17 protein-coding genes, 1 pseudogene and 1 other annotated feature are annotated in these 18,237 nt (G+C 38.5%); of the genes and pseudogenes, 13 read left to right on the forward strand and 5 right to left on the reverse strand.

The window, feature by feature from the left end; all coding sequences use genetic code 11:
• Nucleotides 1-8: 8 nt before the first annotated feature.
• The gene (locus AC59HZ_RS00425; protein WP_496544627.1) at nucleotides 9-1,124 is read right to left on the reverse strand and encodes an aminopeptidase; all 1,116 of its coding nucleotides are present in this window, start codon (nucleotides 1,122-1,124) and stop codon (nucleotides 9-11) included.
• Nucleotides 1,125-1,349: 225 nt separating this feature from the next.
• On the opposite strand from AC59HZ_RS00425, the gene AC59HZ_RS00430 reads away from it, so the two are divergent.
• The 5 genes from AC59HZ_RS00430 (at nucleotide 1,350) to ccpA (ending at nucleotide 5,287) form a co-directional block, all read left to right on the forward strand.
• Nucleotides 1,350-1,811, forward strand: a complete 462-nt coding sequence (locus tag AC59HZ_RS00430; protein WP_496543959.1) for a DUF948 domain-containing protein — start codon at nucleotides 1,350-1,352, stop codon at nucleotides 1,809-1,811.
• Between the two features lie 23 nt (nucleotides 1,812-1,834).
• The gene (locus tag AC59HZ_RS00435; RefSeq protein WP_496543960.1) at nucleotides 1,835-2,326 is read left to right on the forward strand and encodes a YtxH domain-containing protein; all 492 of its coding nucleotides are present in this window, start codon (nucleotides 1,835-1,837) and stop codon (nucleotides 2,324-2,326) included.
• Between the two features lie 76 nt (nucleotides 2,327-2,402).
• On the forward strand, nucleotides 2,403-2,735 hold the full coding sequence (ytxJ, locus tag AC59HZ_RS00440) for a bacillithiol system redox-active protein YtxJ (protein WP_496543961.1): 333 nt from the start codon (nucleotides 2,403-2,405) through the stop codon (nucleotides 2,733-2,735).
• Nucleotides 2,736-2,995: 260 nt separating this feature from the next.
• On the forward strand, nucleotides 2,996-4,072 hold the full coding sequence (locus AC59HZ_RS00445) for a bifunctional 3-deoxy-7-phosphoheptulonate synthase/chorismate mutase (protein WP_496543962.1): 1,077 nt from the start codon (nucleotides 2,996-2,998) through the stop codon (nucleotides 4,070-4,072).
• A 216-nt stretch (nucleotides 4,073-4,288) separates the two neighbouring features.
• Nucleotides 4,289-5,287 (forward strand): catabolite control protein A, encoded by a 999-nt coding sequence (gene ccpA / locus AC59HZ_RS00450; RefSeq protein WP_496543963.1) that lies wholly within the window; start codon nucleotides 4,289-4,291, stop codon nucleotides 5,285-5,287.
• Between the two features lie 49 nt (nucleotides 5,288-5,336).
• Here ccpA and acsA read toward each other — a convergent pair whose 3' ends face one another.
• Nucleotides 5,337-7,055, reverse strand: a complete 1,719-nt coding sequence (acsA, locus tag AC59HZ_RS00455) for an acetate--CoA ligase (RefSeq protein ID WP_496543964.1) — start codon at nucleotides 7,053-7,055, stop codon at nucleotides 5,337-5,339.
• Nucleotides 7,056-7,276: 221 nt separating this feature from the next.
• Between acsA and AC59HZ_RS00460 the strand changes: the two genes are divergently transcribed.
• Genes AC59HZ_RS00460 through AC59HZ_RS00470 form a run of 3 tightly spaced genes read left to right on the forward strand, consistent with a single transcriptional unit; the run spans nucleotide 7,277 to nucleotide 9,766 of the window.
• Entirely contained in the window at nucleotides 7,277-7,909 is a 633-nt protein-coding gene (locus AC59HZ_RS00460) for a GNAT family N-acetyltransferase (RefSeq protein WP_496543965.1), read from the forward strand.
• A gap of 40 nt (nucleotides 7,910-7,949) precedes the next feature.
• A complete protein-coding gene (locus tag AC59HZ_RS00465; RefSeq protein ID WP_496543966.1) occupies nucleotides 7,950-8,597 on the forward strand; it encodes an acetoin utilization AcuB family protein in 648 nt (215 codons plus the stop codon).
• Entirely contained in the window at nucleotides 8,594-9,766 is a 1,173-nt protein-coding gene (locus AC59HZ_RS00470) for an acetoin utilization protein AcuC (RefSeq protein WP_496543967.1), read from the forward strand. The genes AC59HZ_RS00465 and AC59HZ_RS00470 overlap by 4 nt, the downstream gene beginning before the upstream one ends.
• Nucleotides 9,767-9,896: 130 nt before the next feature.
• Here the strand turns inward: AC59HZ_RS00470 and AC59HZ_RS00475 are convergent, their stop codons facing one another.
• Nucleotides 9,897-12,638, reverse strand: a complete 2,742-nt coding sequence (locus tag AC59HZ_RS00475; protein WP_496543968.1) for a transglycosylase domain-containing protein — start codon at nucleotides 12,636-12,638, stop codon at nucleotides 9,897-9,899.
• Nucleotides 12,639-12,783: 145 nt separating this feature from the next.
• Nucleotides 12,784-12,998: a binding site (T-box leader), on the forward strand.
• A 42-nt stretch (nucleotides 12,999-13,040) separates the two neighbouring features.
• Between AC59HZ_RS00475 and tyrS the strand changes: the two genes are divergently transcribed.
• Nucleotides 13,041-14,294: a tyrosine--tRNA ligase gene (gene tyrS, locus AC59HZ_RS00480; protein WP_496543969.1), complete on the forward strand. Its 1,254-nt coding sequence runs from the start codon at nucleotides 13,041-13,043 to the stop codon at nucleotides 14,292-14,294.
• Nucleotides 14,295-14,377: 83 nt separating this feature from the next.
• A complete protein-coding gene (locus tag AC59HZ_RS00485) occupies nucleotides 14,378-14,566 on the forward strand; it encodes a DUF6954 family protein (protein WP_496543970.1) in 189 nt (62 codons plus the stop codon).
• 43 nt (nucleotides 14,567-14,609) lie between these two features.
• On the opposite strand, the gene rpsD is transcribed toward AC59HZ_RS00485, so the two are convergent.
• Nucleotides 14,610-15,212 carry a 30S ribosomal protein S4 gene (gene rpsD / locus AC59HZ_RS00490; protein WP_496543971.1) on the reverse strand — a complete coding sequence of 201 codons (603 nt, stop codon included), beginning with the start codon at nucleotides 15,210-15,212 and terminating at the stop codon, nucleotides 14,610-14,612.
• Nucleotides 15,213-16,427: 1,215 nt separating this feature from the next.
• Between rpsD and AC59HZ_RS00495 the strand changes: the two are divergent.
• Both AC59HZ_RS00495 and AC59HZ_RS00500 read left to right on the forward strand, forming a co-directional pair.
• Nucleotides 16,428-16,631: pseudogene (locus AC59HZ_RS00495) on the forward strand (GGDEF domain-containing protein); the annotation flags it as partial.
• Between the two features lie 71 nt (nucleotides 16,632-16,702).
• Complete coding sequence (locus tag AC59HZ_RS00500; protein WP_496543972.1) at nucleotides 16,703-16,849, forward strand: diguanylate cyclase domain-containing protein; 147 nt, start codon at nucleotides 16,703-16,705, stop codon at nucleotides 16,847-16,849.
• Between the two features lie 28 nt (nucleotides 16,850-16,877).
• Here AC59HZ_RS00500 and AC59HZ_RS00505 read toward each other — a convergent pair whose 3' ends face one another.
• Entirely contained in the window at nucleotides 16,878-17,360 is a 483-nt protein-coding gene (locus tag AC59HZ_RS00505) for a GAF domain-containing protein (RefSeq protein WP_496543973.1), read from the reverse strand.
• Between the two features lie 157 nt (nucleotides 17,361-17,517).
• Here AC59HZ_RS00505 and refZ point away from each other — a divergent pair, with 157 nt between their 5' ends.
• On the forward strand, nucleotides 17,518-18,150 hold the full coding sequence (gene refZ, locus AC59HZ_RS00510; RefSeq protein ID WP_496543974.1) for a forespore capture DNA-binding protein RefZ: 633 nt from the start codon (nucleotides 17,518-17,520) through the stop codon (nucleotides 18,148-18,150).
• Nucleotides 18,151-18,237: the final 87 nt, after the last annotated feature.

Genomic DNA, 18,237 nt, shown 5'->3' on the forward strand with positions numbered 1-18,237 from the left:
CTTTTTTCTTACTTCAATTTAGCAGGATTTAATAACTCTAACTCCGGAAGGACAAATAGACCATCTTTTCGGATTAGCACATCATCAAAATACATTTCGCCGCCTCCATATTCAGGGCGCTGGATATTGACCATATCCCAATGAATGTTAGAATGATTGTCATTAAAGGCATCATCATAGCATTGGCCAGGGGTAAAATGGAAGCTGCCGGCTATTTTTTCATCGAACAAAATATCCTGCATTGGATTGAGGATATATGGATTGACCCCAATTGCAAACTCCCCGATATAGCGCGCTCCTTCATCGGTGTCAAAGATTTTATTTATCCTAGAACTATCATTTGCTTCTGCTTCAACTATTTTTCCATCCTTAAAGGTTAGCTTCACATTTTCAAAGGTAAAGCCTTGGTATGGTGATGGCGTATTATAAGTAATGAACCCGTTTACTGAATTCCGGACAGGAGCGGTATATACTTCCCCATCTGGGATATTTAATCTTCCAGCACATTTAATGGCTGGAATATCTTTAATAGAGAAAGTCAGGTCTGTACCAGGACCGGTAATGCGGACTTTATCTGTACGGTTCATTAAGTCTACCAGACTATCCATGGCTTTATCCATTTTTCCGTAATCAAGGTTACAAACATCAAAATAAAAGTCTTCAAATGCTTCGGTACTCATTTTTGCTAGTTGTGCCATGTTTGAAGTCGGGTAGCGGAGAACAACCCATTTTGTTTTAGGGACACGGATATCGCGGTGTACCTTTTTGCCAATGGTATTACCATGGATTTTCATTTTGTCATCTGAAACATCAGCATGTTCATTGATGTTGCTGCCTGAACGCAGCCCTATGTATGCATCCATTTTACTCATAACATTCGCTTCAAACTCAGCCATCATATTAAACTGTTCTTCCTGTGCACCTAATAATAAAGAACGATCAACCTGATGATCTTTGATTAAAACAAATGGGTAACCGCCAGCTTCATAGGCTTCTTTCACAAGGGCTGTGACAAGCTCCCGCTGCAGCCCAAAGTTTTCAATCAGCACTTTTTCTCCTTTTTGAAGCTGCACGGAATAATTAATTAAATTTTTAGCTAGTTTCTCAATACGAGGATCCTTCATCATAACGCCTCCAACAGAAAAAATGACATACAAGTATTATTGTAACCGAAACAAGAAGGAAAGTTCATAGATAAAGTTCCAACTACTGATTTACGGATGAACTTTTTAAAACAAATGGCAGGAATTGAAGACAAAAATATTGAAGTAGTATAAGATTATTAGCGAGGTTTATATCCATCACTGATGGGTAATACATAATGATAGAGTTAAGGCGGAGGTATCACAATGCAAATTATTTTATACTTAAGCGTAGCCTTGATCGCGATTGCGTTTCTTGTGCTTGTCATCTATTTATCGAAAACGCTTAAATCGCTTCAAGAGACATTGACAGGAGTTTCCGGCACGTTAAAGGGATTAGAAAAACAACTTGATGCCGTTATGGGTGAAACTCACCTGCTGTTACAAAGAACGAATGCATTGGCGGAGGATATTCATCAAAAATCCAAGGACCTAAATAGTGTGGTAACAGCGGTAAAGGATGTTGGTACAACTATTGCCGGATTTAATGGAACGCTTAAAAGCATCACAACCTCGGTAGACCAGACAGTAGAGGATAGCAAGGAAAAGGTTGCGCAAATCATTCAATGGAGCAATATTCTCCTCGAATTAAAGGACAAGTGGCAGGCAAGAAAGCAAGTAAATAATGAAGTTAATTCTGAAGTTAAACCGAGAATCAGAGCACATTAAATAAATTAAGGGAGGTAATATAAATGTCAAATAGAGATTATGAATCTCGAGAAACAAACCAAACCCGAAATGAAGGATCATCATCAGGCTTCTTATTAGGAGCTTTAATCGGAGGAGCTGTCGGTGCTGCTGCGGCACTGCTTTTGGCTCCAAAGACTGGGAAAGAACTGCGCATTACTTTAAGTAATCAAGCAGATTCCATCATGGAAAAAACTGCCGATTTACGGGAAAATGTAGTGAGTAAAAGCAATGATTTGGCATCAAAAACCACTTCACTTTCACAAGGTTTAATCCAGCAATCATCAGGGCTGTTAAATAAGGCGAAGAACAAAACAGTAATTAAAGCTGAAGCTGGAGAAGAATCAGCTCCCGCTTATATTTCGATAGGGAAACCAAAACCAACTTTTTCGAAAAAAATAGATATTGAGTCAACAGTAGACAATGATGAAATACGGAAAAGAATAGAGGAAGCAGAAAGGGCTTTGGAAGAAGAAGAAAGTAAGGTCAAGCTTTAAATCGGTTTATTTGTTATAGGTACGGTGAAGTGATAAAATTACTTCACCGTTTTATTTATTTTAGGGAGGTTTTTTTATGTTAGAAAAAATTGATACAGTCGAACAATTTGAGGATTTGCTCCAAAAAGAAAGTAAATTTTATTTGTTAAAGCATAGTTTAACTTGTCCAATTAGTCATGCGGCGTATAAGGAATATGAAAAATATTCAGATGAAAACCAGGATATCCCAACGTATTTCTTAGCTGTTCAGGATTCACGCCAACTTTCTAATGATGTTGCCGATAAATTTCAAATTAAACATGAATCCCCACAAGCTATTCTGTTTTCAAACGGAGAAGCTAAGTGGAATGCTTCCCATTGGAAAATAACCAACCGCTCTTTGGCAAATGCTATAAATGAAAATATATAAAAATAGCTTGTAATTTGTTCACATTTTCATATTGAAAAACATAAATTACTTAAATATATACAAATATACAATGAGTACTTTAGTGCTTAAAAGCGTCTAACTATTAAAGAAAAAAGAAGTGACAAAAAAATTAATTTCCGCTATAATAAAGCCTAATTAAAAAATGTTTTAAAATTTCAAATTTTTAACCTTGTGAACCAGTAAACATTTGCCGAAAGAATAATAATACTGATTTGCAAAAGAAAGGATGGGGATGCGTAATGGGTACAAATCAATTGGATCAATTGAGAGCGCGTGTAGATGAAGTAAACTTGGAGTTGTTGAGGCTAATTAATGAAAGAGCTCACCTCGTCCAAGAGATTGGACAAGTAAAAGGTAATCAAGGAGTATACCGTTACGATCCAGTCCGAGAAAGAAAAATGCTTGAGGTTATCAAGGAGCACAACGATGGGCCGTTTGAAGATGCAACCATCGATCATATCTTCAAAGAAATCTTTAAAGCTGGCTTAAATCTACAAAAAGATGATCATGAAAAAGCATTACTTGTCTCAAGAAAGAAAAAGCCTGAGGACACCATTGTAACCTTAAAGGGTGAAAAGGTCGGCGATGGTAAGCCGCATTTTGTCTTTGGACCATGTGCTGTTGAATCCTATGAACAAGTAGCGACTGTGGCAAAGGCCATGAAAGATAAAGGTCTAAAGCTTCTTCGTGGTGGTGCGTATAAGCCTAGAACTTCTCCATATGATTTCCAAGGCTTAGGAGTAGAAGGATTAAAAATTTTAAAACGTGTTGCCGATGAATTTGATATGGCTGTTATTAGTGAAATCGTAAACCCTGCTGATATTGAAATGGCGATTGATTACATTGATGTCATTCAAATCGGCGCCAGAAATATGCAAAACTTTGAACTATTAAAAGCGGCTGGTGCTGTTAAGAAGCCAGTATTATTAAAAAGAGGTATTGCAGCAACAATAGAAGAGTTTATTAATGCGGCAGAATACATTATGTCACAAGGAAATGGCCAAATCATCCTTTGTGAACGCGGGATTAGAACTTATGAAAGAGCAACAAGAAACACGCTTGATATTTCAGCAGTTCCTATTTTGAAACAAGAAACCCATTTGCCGGTAATGGTCGATGTAACACATTCCACAGGAAGAAGAGACTTGCTTCTTCCAGCTGCTAAGGCTGCACTTGCAATTGGTGCAGACGGCGTGATGGCTGAAGTTCATCCAGACCCTGCTGTTGCCCTATCAGACGCACAGCAGCAAATGAATCTTGACCAGTTTGATCAATTCTATAACGAATTACTTAAATCAAACTTTGTCCGGATTTAATATTGCTATCATTTAGAAAAACCTTCTGCATTTGCCTGCAGAAGGTTTTTTGTTGAAAAAAATAGAAAATGTGACCAATGCAATTGCAGGTTTAATCTTCTTATCGTATAGTTAAAGACATATATCAATTTGTATATTTTCTCACAAAGCGGATAGGTTTTTACTAGCTGCTGTAAAATAAGAGAAATAAGGATCGTTTTAGGAGAGTGTTTAAACGTGAATATTACCATTTATGATGTTGCCCGCGAAGCTAATGTTTCCATGGCAACAGTCTCACGCGTAGTGAATGGAAATCCAAATGTAAAGCCAGTAACCCGCAAAAAAGTATTAGAAGTTATTGAACGACTGGGCTACCGTCCAAATGCGGTTGCTAGAGGATTGGCAAGTAAAAAGACAACAACAGTCGGAGTCATTATCCCTGATATCTCCAATATCTTTTTTGCTGAATTAGCACGAGGTATTGAAGATATTGCAACTATGTATAAATACAATATCATTTTAAGTAATTCCGACCAAAACAAAGAGAAAGAATTACATTTATTAGGCACAATGCTAGGGAAACAGGTGGATGGCATCGTTTTCATGGGAGGGAATATTACCGCTGATCATGTTGAGGAATTTGAAAAATCACCTGTTCCAATTGTCCTTGCCGGCTCAATTGAAGAATCAGACAAGATTCCTTCTGTCAACATTGATTACGAAGAAGCGGTTTATGATTCAGTAAAGGAATTCATTGAAAAAGGGCATAAAAACATCGCTTTCGTAATTGGTCCGCTTCATGAACCTAAAAATGCCCAAAAGAAATTAAAAGGCTATGAGCGTGCTCTTCAAGAAGCAGGAATTCCTTATAATGAGGATCTTGTCGTTGAAGGTGACTATACGTATGATTCTGGTATTGAAGCGTTTGAAAAATTGCTTGAAGCCGAGACGCTTCCTACAGCTATCCTTGTCGGTTCTGATGAAATGGCATTAGGTGTGGTTCATGGTGCAGAGGATAAAGGCTATAAAATTCCTGAGGATTTTGAGGTTATTACCTCGGATAACACAAGACTTTCACTCATGGTTCGTCCTCAGCTGACAACCATTGTCCAGCCGTTATATGATATCGGAGCCGTTGCCATGCGTCTTTTAACTAAGCTGATGAATAAAGAGAAAACGACAGAGAACATTGTCATTCTTCCACATCGGATTGAACACCGCCAATCCACAAAATAAACATCAAAAAACACAAGAGAAAATAAATTCTCTTGTGTTTTTTGATATTTTAGTCCTCTAGTGTTGAAAGGTCGCCTGCTGGTAAATTCAGTTCCCAAGCTTTTAAGACACGGCGCATAATTTTTCCGCTTCGTGTTTTTGGCAGCTTGTCACGGAAATCAATTTCTCTTGGGGCAGCATGGGCGGCGAGGCCTTTTTTTACAAATTGTCTGATTTCTTCTTTCAGCTCATCTGAAGCCGTATAGCCATCCCTTAAAGCGATGAATGCTTTAATAATTTCTCCGCGGACAGGGTCTGGTTTACCAATGACGCCTGCTTCTGCAACCGCTGGATGCTCGACAAGCTTGCTTTCTACTTCAAATGGTCCTACCCGTTCACCAGATGTCATAATTACATCATCAATTCGACCTTGGAACCAGAAATAACCATCCTCATCCATATATGCAGAGTCACCAGAGAAATACCAGCCGCTCGGCATAAAATAGGATTCATATTTCTCAGGATTATTCCAGATTGCATGCATCATGGAAGGCCATCCTTTTTTAATCGCAAGATTCCCCATTCGATATGGCGGAAGTTCATTCCCTTGGTCGTCCACAATAGCGGCCTTAACACCTGGAATTGGTTTGCCCATTGAACCCGGCTTAATCATCATGCAAGGGTAATTGCTAATCAGCTGGGCTCCAGTTTCTGTCATCCACCAGTTATCATGGATTCGGTGATTAAATACTTTCACACCCCATTTAACGACTTCAGGATTTAACGGTTCACCCACACTTAAAACATGGCGAAGACTGCTTAGGTTGAATTTTTTTACTAATTCATCACCAGCACCCATTAGCATGCGGAAGGCAGTTGGGGCGCTATACCAAACGGTAACCCCAAAATCTTCAATCATTTGATACCAGGATTCAGGACTAAAGCGGCCGCCGATAATGACATTCGATGTTCCAGTTAACCATGGTCCAAAAATGCCGTAGGAGGTTCCGGTAACCCAGCCAGGGTCGGCAGTACACCAGTATACATCGTCCTCTTTTAAATCTAGCACCCATTTTGCTGTTTGATAGTGCTGGATCATTGCATTATGTACATGCAATACCCCTTTAGGTTTTCCCGTAGATCCGGATGTATAATGCAGGATTAGACCGTCTGTTCTTTCAACCCATTCAATATTAAGTTCTTTGCTTGCAGATTCAAATTTTTCTATAAAATTAATATATGGGCCCTGTTCCTCTACATTTTTGCCGACAAGGAAAATATGCTTCAATGCAGGCAATTCGTTGACAGGAACTCTTTCTAATAACTCAGGTGTTGTAACCAATACCTTAGCTTCACTATCCTGCAGGCGATCCTTGACTGCACCTTCCATAAATGCTTCAAATAATGGGCCGACAATGGCACCAAGTTTAATCGCACCTAAAACAGTAAAGTAAAGCTCAGGTGATCGAGGCATAAAAATGAATACACGGTCGCCTTTTTCAACATCGCCGTAATTTTTTAGAACATTCCCAGCCTTATTGGAAAGCTCCTTCATCTCTTTAAAGGTATACTTTTCGTTCCTTGACCCGTCACGATAATAAAGGGCAACCTTATTTTTACGGAAGGTTTCTGCATGGCGGTCAATCGCTTCATAGGCCAAATTCACAAGACCTGTTTCACTCCAAGAGAATTGCTTTTCAGTTTCTTTCCAGTCAAAATTCTTATACATTTCCTCATAATTTTGTAAATTATAATCTCCTTGAACAACTGGTAACGCTTCCACTTTCATTTGATCTCCCCCTTGTAGCGTATATTAAGATAATTATAGTACAAATAGTTACTATTCACAATTTTTTAAATATTATCTGCTATTATTTTATTATAATACTAATAGTATTTGTCAACCCGTTTTATAAATCTGAAAATTTTGTTAAGTCGACTTTAATTACAAGTTTTTATGTATAATAGAATTGAAATTGAAAACGAATGATTTTTTAGGTAGGTGACCGTATGGAACATAAAAAAACATATAATGCCAAACAACTTAAAACACCACATGGGACCCTGATTATTGAAGGGCCTATTTCGTCAGATAAACTAGCAGGGCTCGATTTTCATGAAGACCTGATTGCCTTTCGCCCTCCCGAGCAGCAGCATAGGGCTTTAATTGGGATTGCTGATCTTTCAGAAGGCAGAATAATTATTGCCAGGTACCGGAATACCATTGTTGGTTATGTCACTTTCCTTTACCCAGACCCGCTTGAAAGATGGTCGGAAGGAAAAATGGATAATTTAATTGAGCTGGGTGCCATTGAGGTCATTCCCCAATTTAGAGGCAGTCAGGTCGGTAAAAATCTTCTAATTGTTTCGATGATGGATGATGCAATGGAAGACTATTTAACCATAACAACCGAGTATTATTGGCACTGGGATTTAAAAGGAACAAAATTAAATGTGTGGGAATATCGAAAAATAATGGAAAAGATGATGAATGCCGGCGGCCTTGAGTGGTATGCAACAGATGACCCTGAAATCTGTTCCCATCCCGCCAATTGCCTTATGGCGAGAATTGGTAAACGTGTCGACAGGGAAACGGTCCAAAAGTTTGACCGCCTGCGCTTTATGAATAGATTTATGTATTAGAGTTTTTCTGATATTGCCTGCACTCGAGGGGGAATTGTTAATGATCGTTGAAGAAATCATGAAAACAGAAGTCGCAACACTATATCCAAACAATACAATTGCCGATGCAATGGATTTAATGGAATCTAGAAAAATTCGCCATATTCCGATTATCACATCAGAAAAACAATTGGTAGGTCTTGTTACCATTGCCGAAATTAGGGAGGCAACACCCTCCATTTTTCATGCGAATGAGCATCCGGAGGATTTAAAAAAGCCGCTTGAGACAATCATGGAAAAAAACGTTATTACTGGTCATCCTCTCGATTTTGTAGAAGAGGTGGCAGGCCTCTTTTATGAGCATAAAATTAGTTGTATTCCCATCATAAATGATCAAAAGTTGGTTGGGATTGTTACCGAAACTGATTTACTGCGAACCATGGTTGAGTTGACTGGTGCCCATCAGCCTGGGTCACAAATTGAAATAAGGGTCCCTAATCTAGCAGGGAAACTTAGTGATATTACTACTGTTATTAAAAAACGGAAAGCAAATATTCTTAGTGTACTAGTATATCCTGACAAATCGGATGATCAATTTAAAATTCTCGTCATCAGGGTGCAAACGATGAACCCAACGGCGCTTATTCAAGATCTTAAAGAAGCTGGCCACCAAGTTTTATGGCCAAACCTACCGGGGATTTCCCTATGAAAGATCAATGCTCCTTTGTTTTCTCAGAAGAACAGCTAAATTATAAATTTAGCAGTCATCATCCGTTTAACCAATTCCGGCTTAAATTAACAGTAGACCTATTAAATAAAATGAATGCATTAAATCCCGAACACATCATTCCTCCAAGAATGGCAACCGACGGAGAATTAGCACTTATCCATGATCAAAGCTACATAGAGGCAGTAAAAAAAGCTGGACATGGGCAGCTTCCGAACGAAATCGCTGAAAATTATGGACTTGGTACAGAAGATACACCTATTTTTCCTAATATGCATGAAGCAAGTGCCTTATTAGTTGGTGGCACTTTAACAGCTGTAGACGAAGTAATGTCTGGTCGTGCCCGCCATGCAGTTAATCTTGGAGGAGGCTTGCACCATGGCTTCCGAGGCAAAGCCTCGGGATTTTGTATTTACAATGATAGTTCAGTAGCCATCAAATATCTTCAGGAAAAGTATAATGCCAGAGTATTATACATTGATACAGATGCCCATCATGGGGATGGAGTCCAGTGGTCCTTTTATGATGATCCAAAAGTGTGCACCCTTTCGATTCATGAAACAGGAAGATATTTATTTCCTGGTACAGGGAATATCAATGAAAGAGGACAAGGGTTAGGTTATGGTTATTCCTTTAATATACCAGTCGATGCCTTTACTGAAGATGAATCATGGCTACATGCCTATTCCCAGGCGATTAAAGAAGTGGCTGAGTTTTTTAAACCCGATGTAATTCTGACGCAAAATGGGGCTGATTCCCATTATTATGATCCTTTAACACATTTATCAGCAACGATGAAAATCTATCGGGAAATTCCAAAGCTTGCCCATGAAATCGCTCATCAATATTGCAATGGAAGATGGATTGCGGTAGGGGGAGGGGGCTATGATATTTGGCGCGTAGTACCAAGAGCCTGGGCACTTATATGGCTCGAAATGACTGAAAACTCAAAGTGTTATGGCAGCTTGCCTGAGGAGTGGGTGAAGCGCTGGCAAAAAGACGCGCCTGTTCAATTGCCAAGGGGATGGGATGACCCGGAAAATTTATATACACCTATCCCAAGAAAAGCAGAGATTACCGAAAAAAATTTACTTACACTTGAAAAGGCACTTTATCCAATTCGGAATCATCAAAAAAGTGAATCTGTATAATTTAGCGTATGGCTGTTTAAAAGGTCACTGTTGATTTTTTAATCCTGTTGATTGGAGCGGAAATCAACAGGCTAGTTTAACACTGCCTAACGTAAAAAACACAAGAGATTTTAGCCTCTTGTGTTTTTTTTTATGGTGCAGGAGTCGTTACAGCACCAACAGTAACTTGATTAGACGGGGCAGATTCCTGGCCTGCAATATCAACAGCCGTTACATAGTAATTCCCGTCGCCTGCTGTATAAGAAAGCTTAGAGCCACTAATGATGCTGGCTACTTTACTGCCATTTTGATAAACTCGGTACCCGACAACATCATTATCACCAGGTGATGACCATGTTATAGTACTGCCTGAAACCGATAATCCTACGCTATTAGGAGTCTTTCCGTTATCAACCATTTTTGCACTTGATACAAGAACTTTTCCCCAACGGTCCTTATTTGGAATGAGCTGGCTATAATTTTTAAAGTTCTTTCCTACCATCCGAGTAATGAAGTCCGGATTTAGGATTAAACCAAACTGAGCAAACTCTTTTGGGGTAGAATCTAGGGCTAAATATCTTTTGTCGCCAATCGTTACAAATTTACCTTCAATTAAGCTATCATCAACTTTAGAAGGAACATTATTAACATTAAAGTAATCACTCTCAATTAATCCTGCTTTTGAACAAGCACTAGATGGCAGCATTCCGGAAACAGCACAATAAGAGCGTTTTACGATTCCTTCTGGCATTTGAAACGATTCTTTAGGATCGATTAAATCCGGCTTAAGGTTATACGCAGAATTGATTAATTCTGCCCAAAGATTATTCGTCCGCTGGCTGTAAGACATGCCTCTAGACTGCAATGATTTTGGTGTATCATACCCTGTCCAAATACCAAAAGTGACATTTGGGTTGGTTGCAACGAACCAGGAATCAACATATTCATTACCAGTACCTGTTTTCCCCGCCCAATCGGCACGGAATTTTAATTTACTATTAATCCCTGCTGCGGTCCCCATTTTAATAACATCCCGCATCATATCGAGAGTTAAATAGGCTGTCTGTGGTTTGAAAACGTCAACAGGCTTCACCTCGTGTTGATAAATAACTTTACCGCTTTTATCAACAATTTTATCAATCATATAGGCATCGATAAATTTCCCGCCGTTGGCAAAAGTACTGAACGCATTTGTGTTTTCTTCAACAGTGACCCCCGTAATAGAACCGATGGCAGCTGAAAGGTTTGTATGATCATCTTTACTCAGCGAGGTAAATCCCATCTTTTCCAAATACTTAGCAGGATGCTGGTTGACGATTTCTGAGTAAAGTTTCACTGCCGGAACGTTATAAGACTTTGCAAGTGCATACCTCGCTGAAACTAAGCCGCTATAGCGATAGTCGTAGTTTTGCGGCCATGGCTTGCTTCTGCCAGGAATAAAATTTAAGGCAACATTAGGAAGCGGTGTGCCAGGAGATGCTTTTCCTAACTCTATTGCAGGGCCGTAGACAAGAAGCGGCTTCATTGTGGAAGCGTTTGGCCTAAGGGCACTAGTGGCATGGTTCATCTGTTGTTTGCCATAGTCTCTTCCGCCAACAAAGCTGATAATTTTCCCTGTCTTGTTTTCAATAAGCTCTGCCCCGACTTCCACGGGTTCCATTACTGTTAGCTTTTCACCTGTTTCAGGATCCTTTTTTTCCTGGGATTTATCTGGGCCGTAATATTTGTAATTATCCTTTACCTTTTGCATCGCTTCGTAAATATCTTTGTCGATGGTGGTATGGATTTGGTAACCATTTTGATGTAAAGCATGGTCGGCCATTGTTTGATATTTGTAGTTAAGATTATCATCATTTTTTAAATCTTTGTCTGTATAGCCATCTTTTTTGGCTAAAACGGTTGTTAGCACACCCACAGCACGCTTTTCAATTTCTGTAGGCAGACCTGGGTATTTTTCACTTGGAGTACTAATAGGCTGAATAAAATCTTTAGTAATATCGTAGGAAGATGCTTCTGCATATTGCTTTTGATCGATATAACCGCCATCGAACATCCTTTTTAAAACTGTTTTCATCCGCGTAAGTCCTGGTTGAAGATTGTTCTTGACCGTACCTTCTCTGGTAAAAGGTGTATACCCAAATGGGCTCTGAGGCAATCCAGCGATAAATGCTGCCTGCGGAAGGGTTAATTCACTTGCTTTTTTTCCAAAAATCCCTTTTGCAGCTGCCTCAACTCCAGCAATGTTTCGGCCTGATGAGTTTCTGCCAAAGGTGGATACGTTTAAATAAGCTTCAAGGATTTCTTTTTTATCGAAGAATTTCTCTAAACGAAGGGCAAGTAAAATTTCATTGGCTTTCCTTTGAAAGGAAACCTCATTGGTTAAGAGCTGGTTCTTAATTAATTGTTGTGTTAATGTGCTGCCGCCAGATTGGACGGAAGAATTGGTCACTTCTTGAAAGAGGGCGCGGAAAACTGCCTTTGGCACTACGCCATTATGCTTATAAAAATATTCGTCCTCAGTAGCAACGACTGCATTGACTAGATACTCTGATACTTGATCCAGCTTTACTTCTTCACGTTCAAGATCGGAGCGCATTTTTCCTAAATAAACATTATTAGCAAAATATAATTCCGATGGTTCTGTATAATTATAAATATCTTTTTTCATACTTGCATATGAACGGACAGGTTCGTCCTTTACTAGTGAGGCAAAATAACCAGCTCCAACCCCTGTAGCAAATGAACCTCCAAGGATGACAACTGTTAAAACCAACAGGAATAGGTTCCAAAAAACAGAATATGTAATTCGGGCCCCTTTTACCGCCTTTTTATGGGTTATTAAGTTAAGCATGGATTTTGTTTTTTCCAGCCATGCTTGAATTTTTTCATTCATTAATAGCATCACCTCATCTAAAATCACATACATTATAGCATATTGAAAGTATAAAAACTGACAACGTTCTACATTTTTCTGAAATTTCCATATCGTATTTGACATGGGAAGTAAGATATGGTAAAAATGCAATAAGCTAATTTTATAAAAAGCGTTGAAGGGAACCAATGGTAGTTCTTCTATCCCTGTAAATTAGAGAGTCAGCGGCCGGTGTAAGCTGTCACAAATAGAAGAATGAATTACATCCTCGAGCTTTCTCTGTGAAAAGATCAGTAGCAGAGAACGGTTAAACCGTTATATTTTTTGAGTTGGAGGAATTTTCCTCAAGCTGGGTGGTACCGCGATTATCTCGTCCCTGCAATTTTGCAGGGGCGTTTTTATTTTTGATTGGAGGGATTTAGAATGGATTTATTACAAGATTTAGCGTGGAGAGGGATTATTTATCAGCAAACGGATGAAGAAGGCTTAAAAGATACAGTCAGCAAGGAAAAAATTTCTTTATACTGCGGCGTGGATCCTACTGCAGATAGTATGCATATTGGACACTTACTTCCATTTTTAACGCTCAGAAGATTCCAGCAGCATGGCCACCGTCCCATCGTATTAGTCGGTGGTGCAACAGGGCTAATCGGAGACCCAAGTGGAAAAAGTGAAGAGCGAAAGCTTCTGACTCTCGAAACAGTACAGAGCAATGTCAACGGTATCAAAAAACAATTACAATCCATTTTTGAATTTGAAGGAGAAAATGGCGCCATAATGGTTAACAACTATGACTGGGCCGGATCGATGGATGTCGTAACGTTCTTGCGTGATATTGGTAAGCATATTGGTGTGAATTACATGCTGGCTAAAGACACAATTGCCTCTCGCCTTGAAACAGGAATTTCGTTTACAGAATTTACGTACACAATCTTACAGGCAATGGATTTCCTTCATTTGTACCAGAATCATAATTGTAAATTACAAATAGGCGGCAGCGACCAATGGGGGAACATTACATCTGGTCTCGAACTAATCCGCAAAATCGAGTCGGAAGGCTCTAAGGCATATGGTTTAACCATTCCGCTCGTAACCAAAGCAGATGGAACAAAATTCGGAAAAACAGAAAGCGGTGCAGTCTGGCTTGATCCAGAAAAAACAACTCCATACGAGTTCTACCAATTCTGGATTAACACTGCTGATGCTGATGTAGTGAAGTACTTAAAGATTTTTACGTTCCTTTCTCATGAGGATATTGAACAATTAGAAAAAGCTGTCCAGGAAGAGCCGCATCTTCGTAAAGCTCAAAAGGTTTTGGCGGAAGAAATGACACGCCTCATTCACGGTGATTCTGCATTAGAGCAGGCAATAAAAATTTCTCAGGCTCTGTTTAGCGGCGATGTAAAAAGCTTAACGGCTGCCGAGATTGCACAAGGCTTTAAGGATGTTCCTGCCTATGAGTCAGCAAATGAAGAAAATTTAGTTGATCTTTTGGTTGCTGCGAAGATTTCACCTTCTAAGCGACAGGCTCGCGAAGATATTTCAAATGGAGCAGTTACCGTTAATGGTGAAAAAATAACAGATACTGCTTACGTCCTACAAGATACAGATCGGATTGAAGGGCAGTTTACAATTATCAGAAGAGGCAAAAAGAAATACACACTAATCAATTATTAAGAAAAGTAAAGAAGGACCTTGGTGAATCCAAGGCCCTTTTTTTTCGTCTAAATATATAAGAAGAGAAAATGGGGGTGAAGTAAATGAAATATGTCTTGCATGCATTCTTTATCATTCTCATTGCACTTGTCACATTTTTCGGGCTTGGACCCGTTCTATTTGCGGATGGAGGAGTACGTGAAAGGGTATTAACCTCAATTGTTCTTGTATTAATCTATGCACTACTTGGAATTGGATATTGGATATCCATTAAATTAATCAATAGAAAATAGAAAAAAACCCCGAGCCATAAAAAATGGCCTGGGGTTATTGTTATTAACGAGAGTAGAACTCAACGATAAGAGCTTCGTTAATTTCAGCTGGAAGTTCAGAACGCTCAGGTAAGCGAGTGAAAGTACCTTCTAGCTTGTCAGCATCAAAAGTTAAGAAGTCAGGTACGAAGTTGTTTACTTCAACTGCTTCTTTAACTACATCAAGATTACGTGATTTTTCACGAAGGCTGATAGTTTGACCAGCTGTAACGCGGAATGATGGGATATCAACGCGTGAACCGTTAACTAGGATGTGACCGTGGTTAACTAATTGGCGAGCTGCACGACGTGTACGAGCTAAACCTAAACGGTATACAACGTTGTCAAGACGTGATTCTAAAAGAACCATGAAGTTTTCACCGTGTTTACCAGCTTGTTTGCCAGCTTTGTCAAATAGATTGCGGAATTGACGCTCATTGATTCCGTACATGTGACGAAGCTTTTGCTTTTCTTGTAATTGCAATCCGTATTCAGAAAGCTTTTTGCGTTGGTTTGGACCATGTTGTCCAGGAGCGTAAGGACGCTTTTCTAATTCTTTACCTGTGCCGCTTAGAGAGATTCCAAGACGACGGGATAATTTCCAGCTTGGGCCGGTATAACGAGCCATGAATGACTCCTCCTCTGTGTTTTTATTTTGGTAAAATAAAAACCGTTATGAAACAGCATTAAAGCCATTTTGTTTTCATGCACCTTCGCCCTAGCAGCTAAGGGTTACAAGATGCACCTTCGTAAGGTAGGTACCTTATGAGGAACAAAATGAATCAAATAAAGTTGTTCACATAGGCTGCAATATTTTACACAAAGAGTATTATATATTTTTTATTCATCATAAGTCAAGTTTATTTTTTATCTGTCAGCAAAAGGAACAATAATGAGGTGAAAAAAATTTATAAATTATTCAAATTAATATTCCAAAAATATACGAACATTATCTATAATTAGGTTATGATGTATATTTTTGGAATTGAAAATGTATGGAAAATTAGGTGGAGATGGAATGGACATTCTCGAAAGAGATTTAATCTTGCAAGCAGAAAGATATAAGAAGTTATTTCATATTTCCGAAAAAATGCATTCCACGTTTGATATGGGTACTCTTTTGGGAGAAATATTTGTAATTCTTCAAGAGGTATATCCGGATTACTCGTATAACCTGCTGATGTCCCAGGATACATATATCCATAATGAACTTCCAATCTTGGAATTGGAATATGACAACGAAAATATTACAGCGATAGATGCTTATTTCACTGGTGAAAAACAAGTTGAGCAATCAGACCACCATACCATTCTTTACGAGCCAATAAAGGGGATTCAAGGTATTTATGGAGTCTTACAGGTTATTGTGCCAAATGAATATGAAATCCTAAAAACAGAGGTGGAATTCATATCATTATTAGCAGGAAGTGTAGGGCAGTCATTAGAAAATGCCCTTCTTTATCAGCAGTCAAGACGCCGGATTTCCAATTTGAAATTAATAAACGAAACTTCACATCGCTTAAATTCTAATCTACGTTTGGCAGAAACGATTGGTTATATAACTGAGCAAATTAAGTCTTCCTTTAATGCACAAGAAGTTGGTTTTTTTATACTCTCCGAAGAACACGAAAAAGTGAAATTACTCCCAGGTTCAACTCCCTACTTTTTTACAAAACAAGCACGGATCTATGTCAACTATATAAAAGAAAGAATTCAAATGGAAAAAGAGTCTCTCTTTTTGGGTGATATTAGTCTCCCTAAAATTCAAAGCATCACAAATTTTCATTCAGTTATGGCAGTACCGATGATTCAAGATGAGAATCTAAAAGGTTTCACTATTGTTATGCATCCCAAACCCTACTTTTTTTCATTTGAGACCTTTAAGTTGCTGCAATCATTAATCCATCATTCTTCGTTAGCGCTTACGAATTCTTTGCTTCGAGAAGAATTAGAAAAATTGGTCATTACTGACCACCTTACAAAGCTTCATTCCAGAAAATATTTGGATGAACAAATTCAATGGTCGATGAAGGAAGATGAGGAAGGAACTTTTATTCTCATAGATATTGATAACTTTAAAGAAATTAATGATTCCCATGGTCATCACCACACATTACTGTGTCATGCGGTGTTTCTTATTGGCATAAGGAGAAGCTTGATTCCTATAATCATTTATTTAAACGAGCCGATGAAGCACTTTATCATGCGAAAGAAACGGGTAAGAATAAAGTTGTATCGCAAAATGATAATATGAAGGTTAGTTAGGCACGGATTTTATTTCCGTGCCCTTTTTTTATATATACTCTAACAGAACTCCAGCAAATTCTTCTAGCTTTTGCTGATCAAGTTCATCGAAGCGATTTTTTTCAGGTGAATCGATGTCCAATACCCCAATAAGCTGTTCCCCTTTTACAAGTGGAATGACAATCTCTGATTGGGATGCAGCATCGCAGGCGATATGACCAGGAAATTGGTGCACATCCTCGATGCGTAATGTTTCTCTTTTCAAAGCAGCAGTCCCGCAAACTCCTTTGCCAAGCGGAATACGGACACAGGCCGGCAAACCTTGGAAGGGTCCTAATACAAGCTCCCCGTTTGTATCTAAGAGATAAAAACCGACCCAGTTGATCCGGTCAAGAAATTGGTTTAATAAAGCAGAAGCGTTACTGAGATTTGCAATATGATTTTTTTCATCGTGCAGAAGTGCCTGTAATTGTTTTTTCAAGAGATCATAATTTTCTTCGCGACTTCCACTATACATTTCGACGTTAAACATGAAATTTCTCCTTTTTCTTATAATTTTTATAGTTTATTTTATCAAAACAAGAAGAAAATGAGCAGACTTTGTCGATATTTTCTTAAAGGAATCTAGCGTGATACAAAGAATCTTTATGTAAGGAGATATTCGGTGTTTTAATTGGGGGGGATAGCTAATGAAGAAAAATTCAAAAGATGCGATCGTTAAAGCCGCCGTATTATTGTTTAATTCAAAAGGTTACAATGGGACGTCAATCAGGGATATTGCTCATTCAGCAAAAGTAAATTCGGCAACGATTGCTTATCATTTTGAAAACAAAGCTGGATTGTTAGAATATTGCTTTACGCATTTTTTTGAACAATATATCAGCAAAATGGAAGAAGCTTACCTCTCAATTGAACGGGGCGCTGAAGTCTGTTTAAAGCGAATGGTCGCCGATTTAATTCACTTTCAATGTGAAAATCTTCAACTGGCATGCTTCGTATATCGTGAAATGTCAATCGATTCTCAGGTTGTCAGAGAAATTATGTCGACCTATTCATTAAAAGAAAAATATTACTTTCAAAAAATCTTTGAAAGAGGGTTTGAATGGGGGGAGTTCCGCCCCCATTCCATTCCATATTTAATCATACAACTTAAGGGTTTAATCATGATGCCCTTTATGAACAATCATTATATGAGAGAAGTATTATATGTTTTTCCAAATGAGCAATTTTTTGAGCAGAAATATTTAAAAGATATCAATCATTGGATTGATAAAACTTTATGCTCGGATGTGCCAATTAAAAAAGGGGCAATGCTAAAATAGCGGCAATCGCTATTTTTTTTTATTTTACAAAAAAATTGAATTTAATAGTCAAAAAATGTCGTTTACATGGTATCATAATAGCATTGA

It is taken from the genome of Neobacillus sp. DZ-9 (assembly GCF_059587065.1).

Excerpts from the sequence above, each read along its gene's own strand:
- AC59HZ_RS00425 (WP_496544627.1), bottom strand. The coding sequence starts at position 1,124 with ATGAAGGATCCTCGTATTGAGAAACTAGCTAAAAATTTAATTAATTAT.
- AC59HZ_RS00430 (WP_496543959.1), top strand. The coding sequence starts at position 1,350 with ATGCAAATTATTTTATACTTAAGCGTAGCCTTGATCGCGATTGCGTTT.
- AC59HZ_RS00435 (WP_496543960.1), top strand. The coding sequence starts at position 1,835 with ATGTCAAATAGAGATTATGAATCTCGAGAAACAAACCAAACCCGAAAT.
- ytxJ (WP_496543961.1), top strand. The coding sequence starts at position 2,403 with ATGTTAGAAAAAATTGATACAGTCGAACAATTTGAGGATTTGCTCCAA.
- AC59HZ_RS00445 (WP_496543962.1), top strand. The coding sequence starts at position 2,996 with ATGGGTACAAATCAATTGGATCAATTGAGAGCGCGTGTAGATGAAGTA.
- acsA (WP_496543964.1), bottom strand. The coding sequence starts at position 7,055 with ATGAAAGTGGAAGCGTTACCAGTTGTTCAAGGAGATTATAATTTACAA.
- AC59HZ_RS00460 (WP_496543965.1), top strand. The coding sequence starts at position 7,277 with ATGGAACATAAAAAAACATATAATGCCAAACAACTTAAAACACCACAT.
- AC59HZ_RS00465 (WP_496543966.1), top strand. The coding sequence starts at position 7,950 with ATGATCGTTGAAGAAATCATGAAAACAGAAGTCGCAACACTATATCCA.
- AC59HZ_RS00470 (WP_496543967.1), top strand. The coding sequence starts at position 8,594 with ATGAAAGATCAATGCTCCTTTGTTTTCTCAGAAGAACAGCTAAATTAT.
- AC59HZ_RS00475 (WP_496543968.1), bottom strand. The coding sequence starts at position 12,638 with ATGAATGAAAAAATTCAAGCATGGCTGGAAAAAACAAAATCCATGCTT.
- tyrS (WP_496543969.1), top strand. The coding sequence starts at position 13,041 with ATGGATTTATTACAAGATTTAGCGTGGAGAGGGATTATTTATCAGCAA.
- AC59HZ_RS00485 (WP_496543970.1), top strand. The coding sequence starts at position 14,378 with ATGAAATATGTCTTGCATGCATTCTTTATCATTCTCATTGCACTTGTC.
- rpsD (WP_496543971.1), bottom strand. The coding sequence starts at position 15,212 with ATGGCTCGTTATACCGGCCCAAGCTGGAAATTATCCCGTCGTCTTGGA.
- AC59HZ_RS00505 (WP_496543973.1), bottom strand. The coding sequence starts at position 17,360 with ATGTTTAACGTCGAAATGTATAGTGGAAGTCGCGAAGAAAATTATGAT.
- refZ (WP_496543974.1), top strand. The coding sequence starts at position 17,518 with ATGAAGAAAAATTCAAAAGATGCGATCGTTAAAGCCGCCGTATTATTG.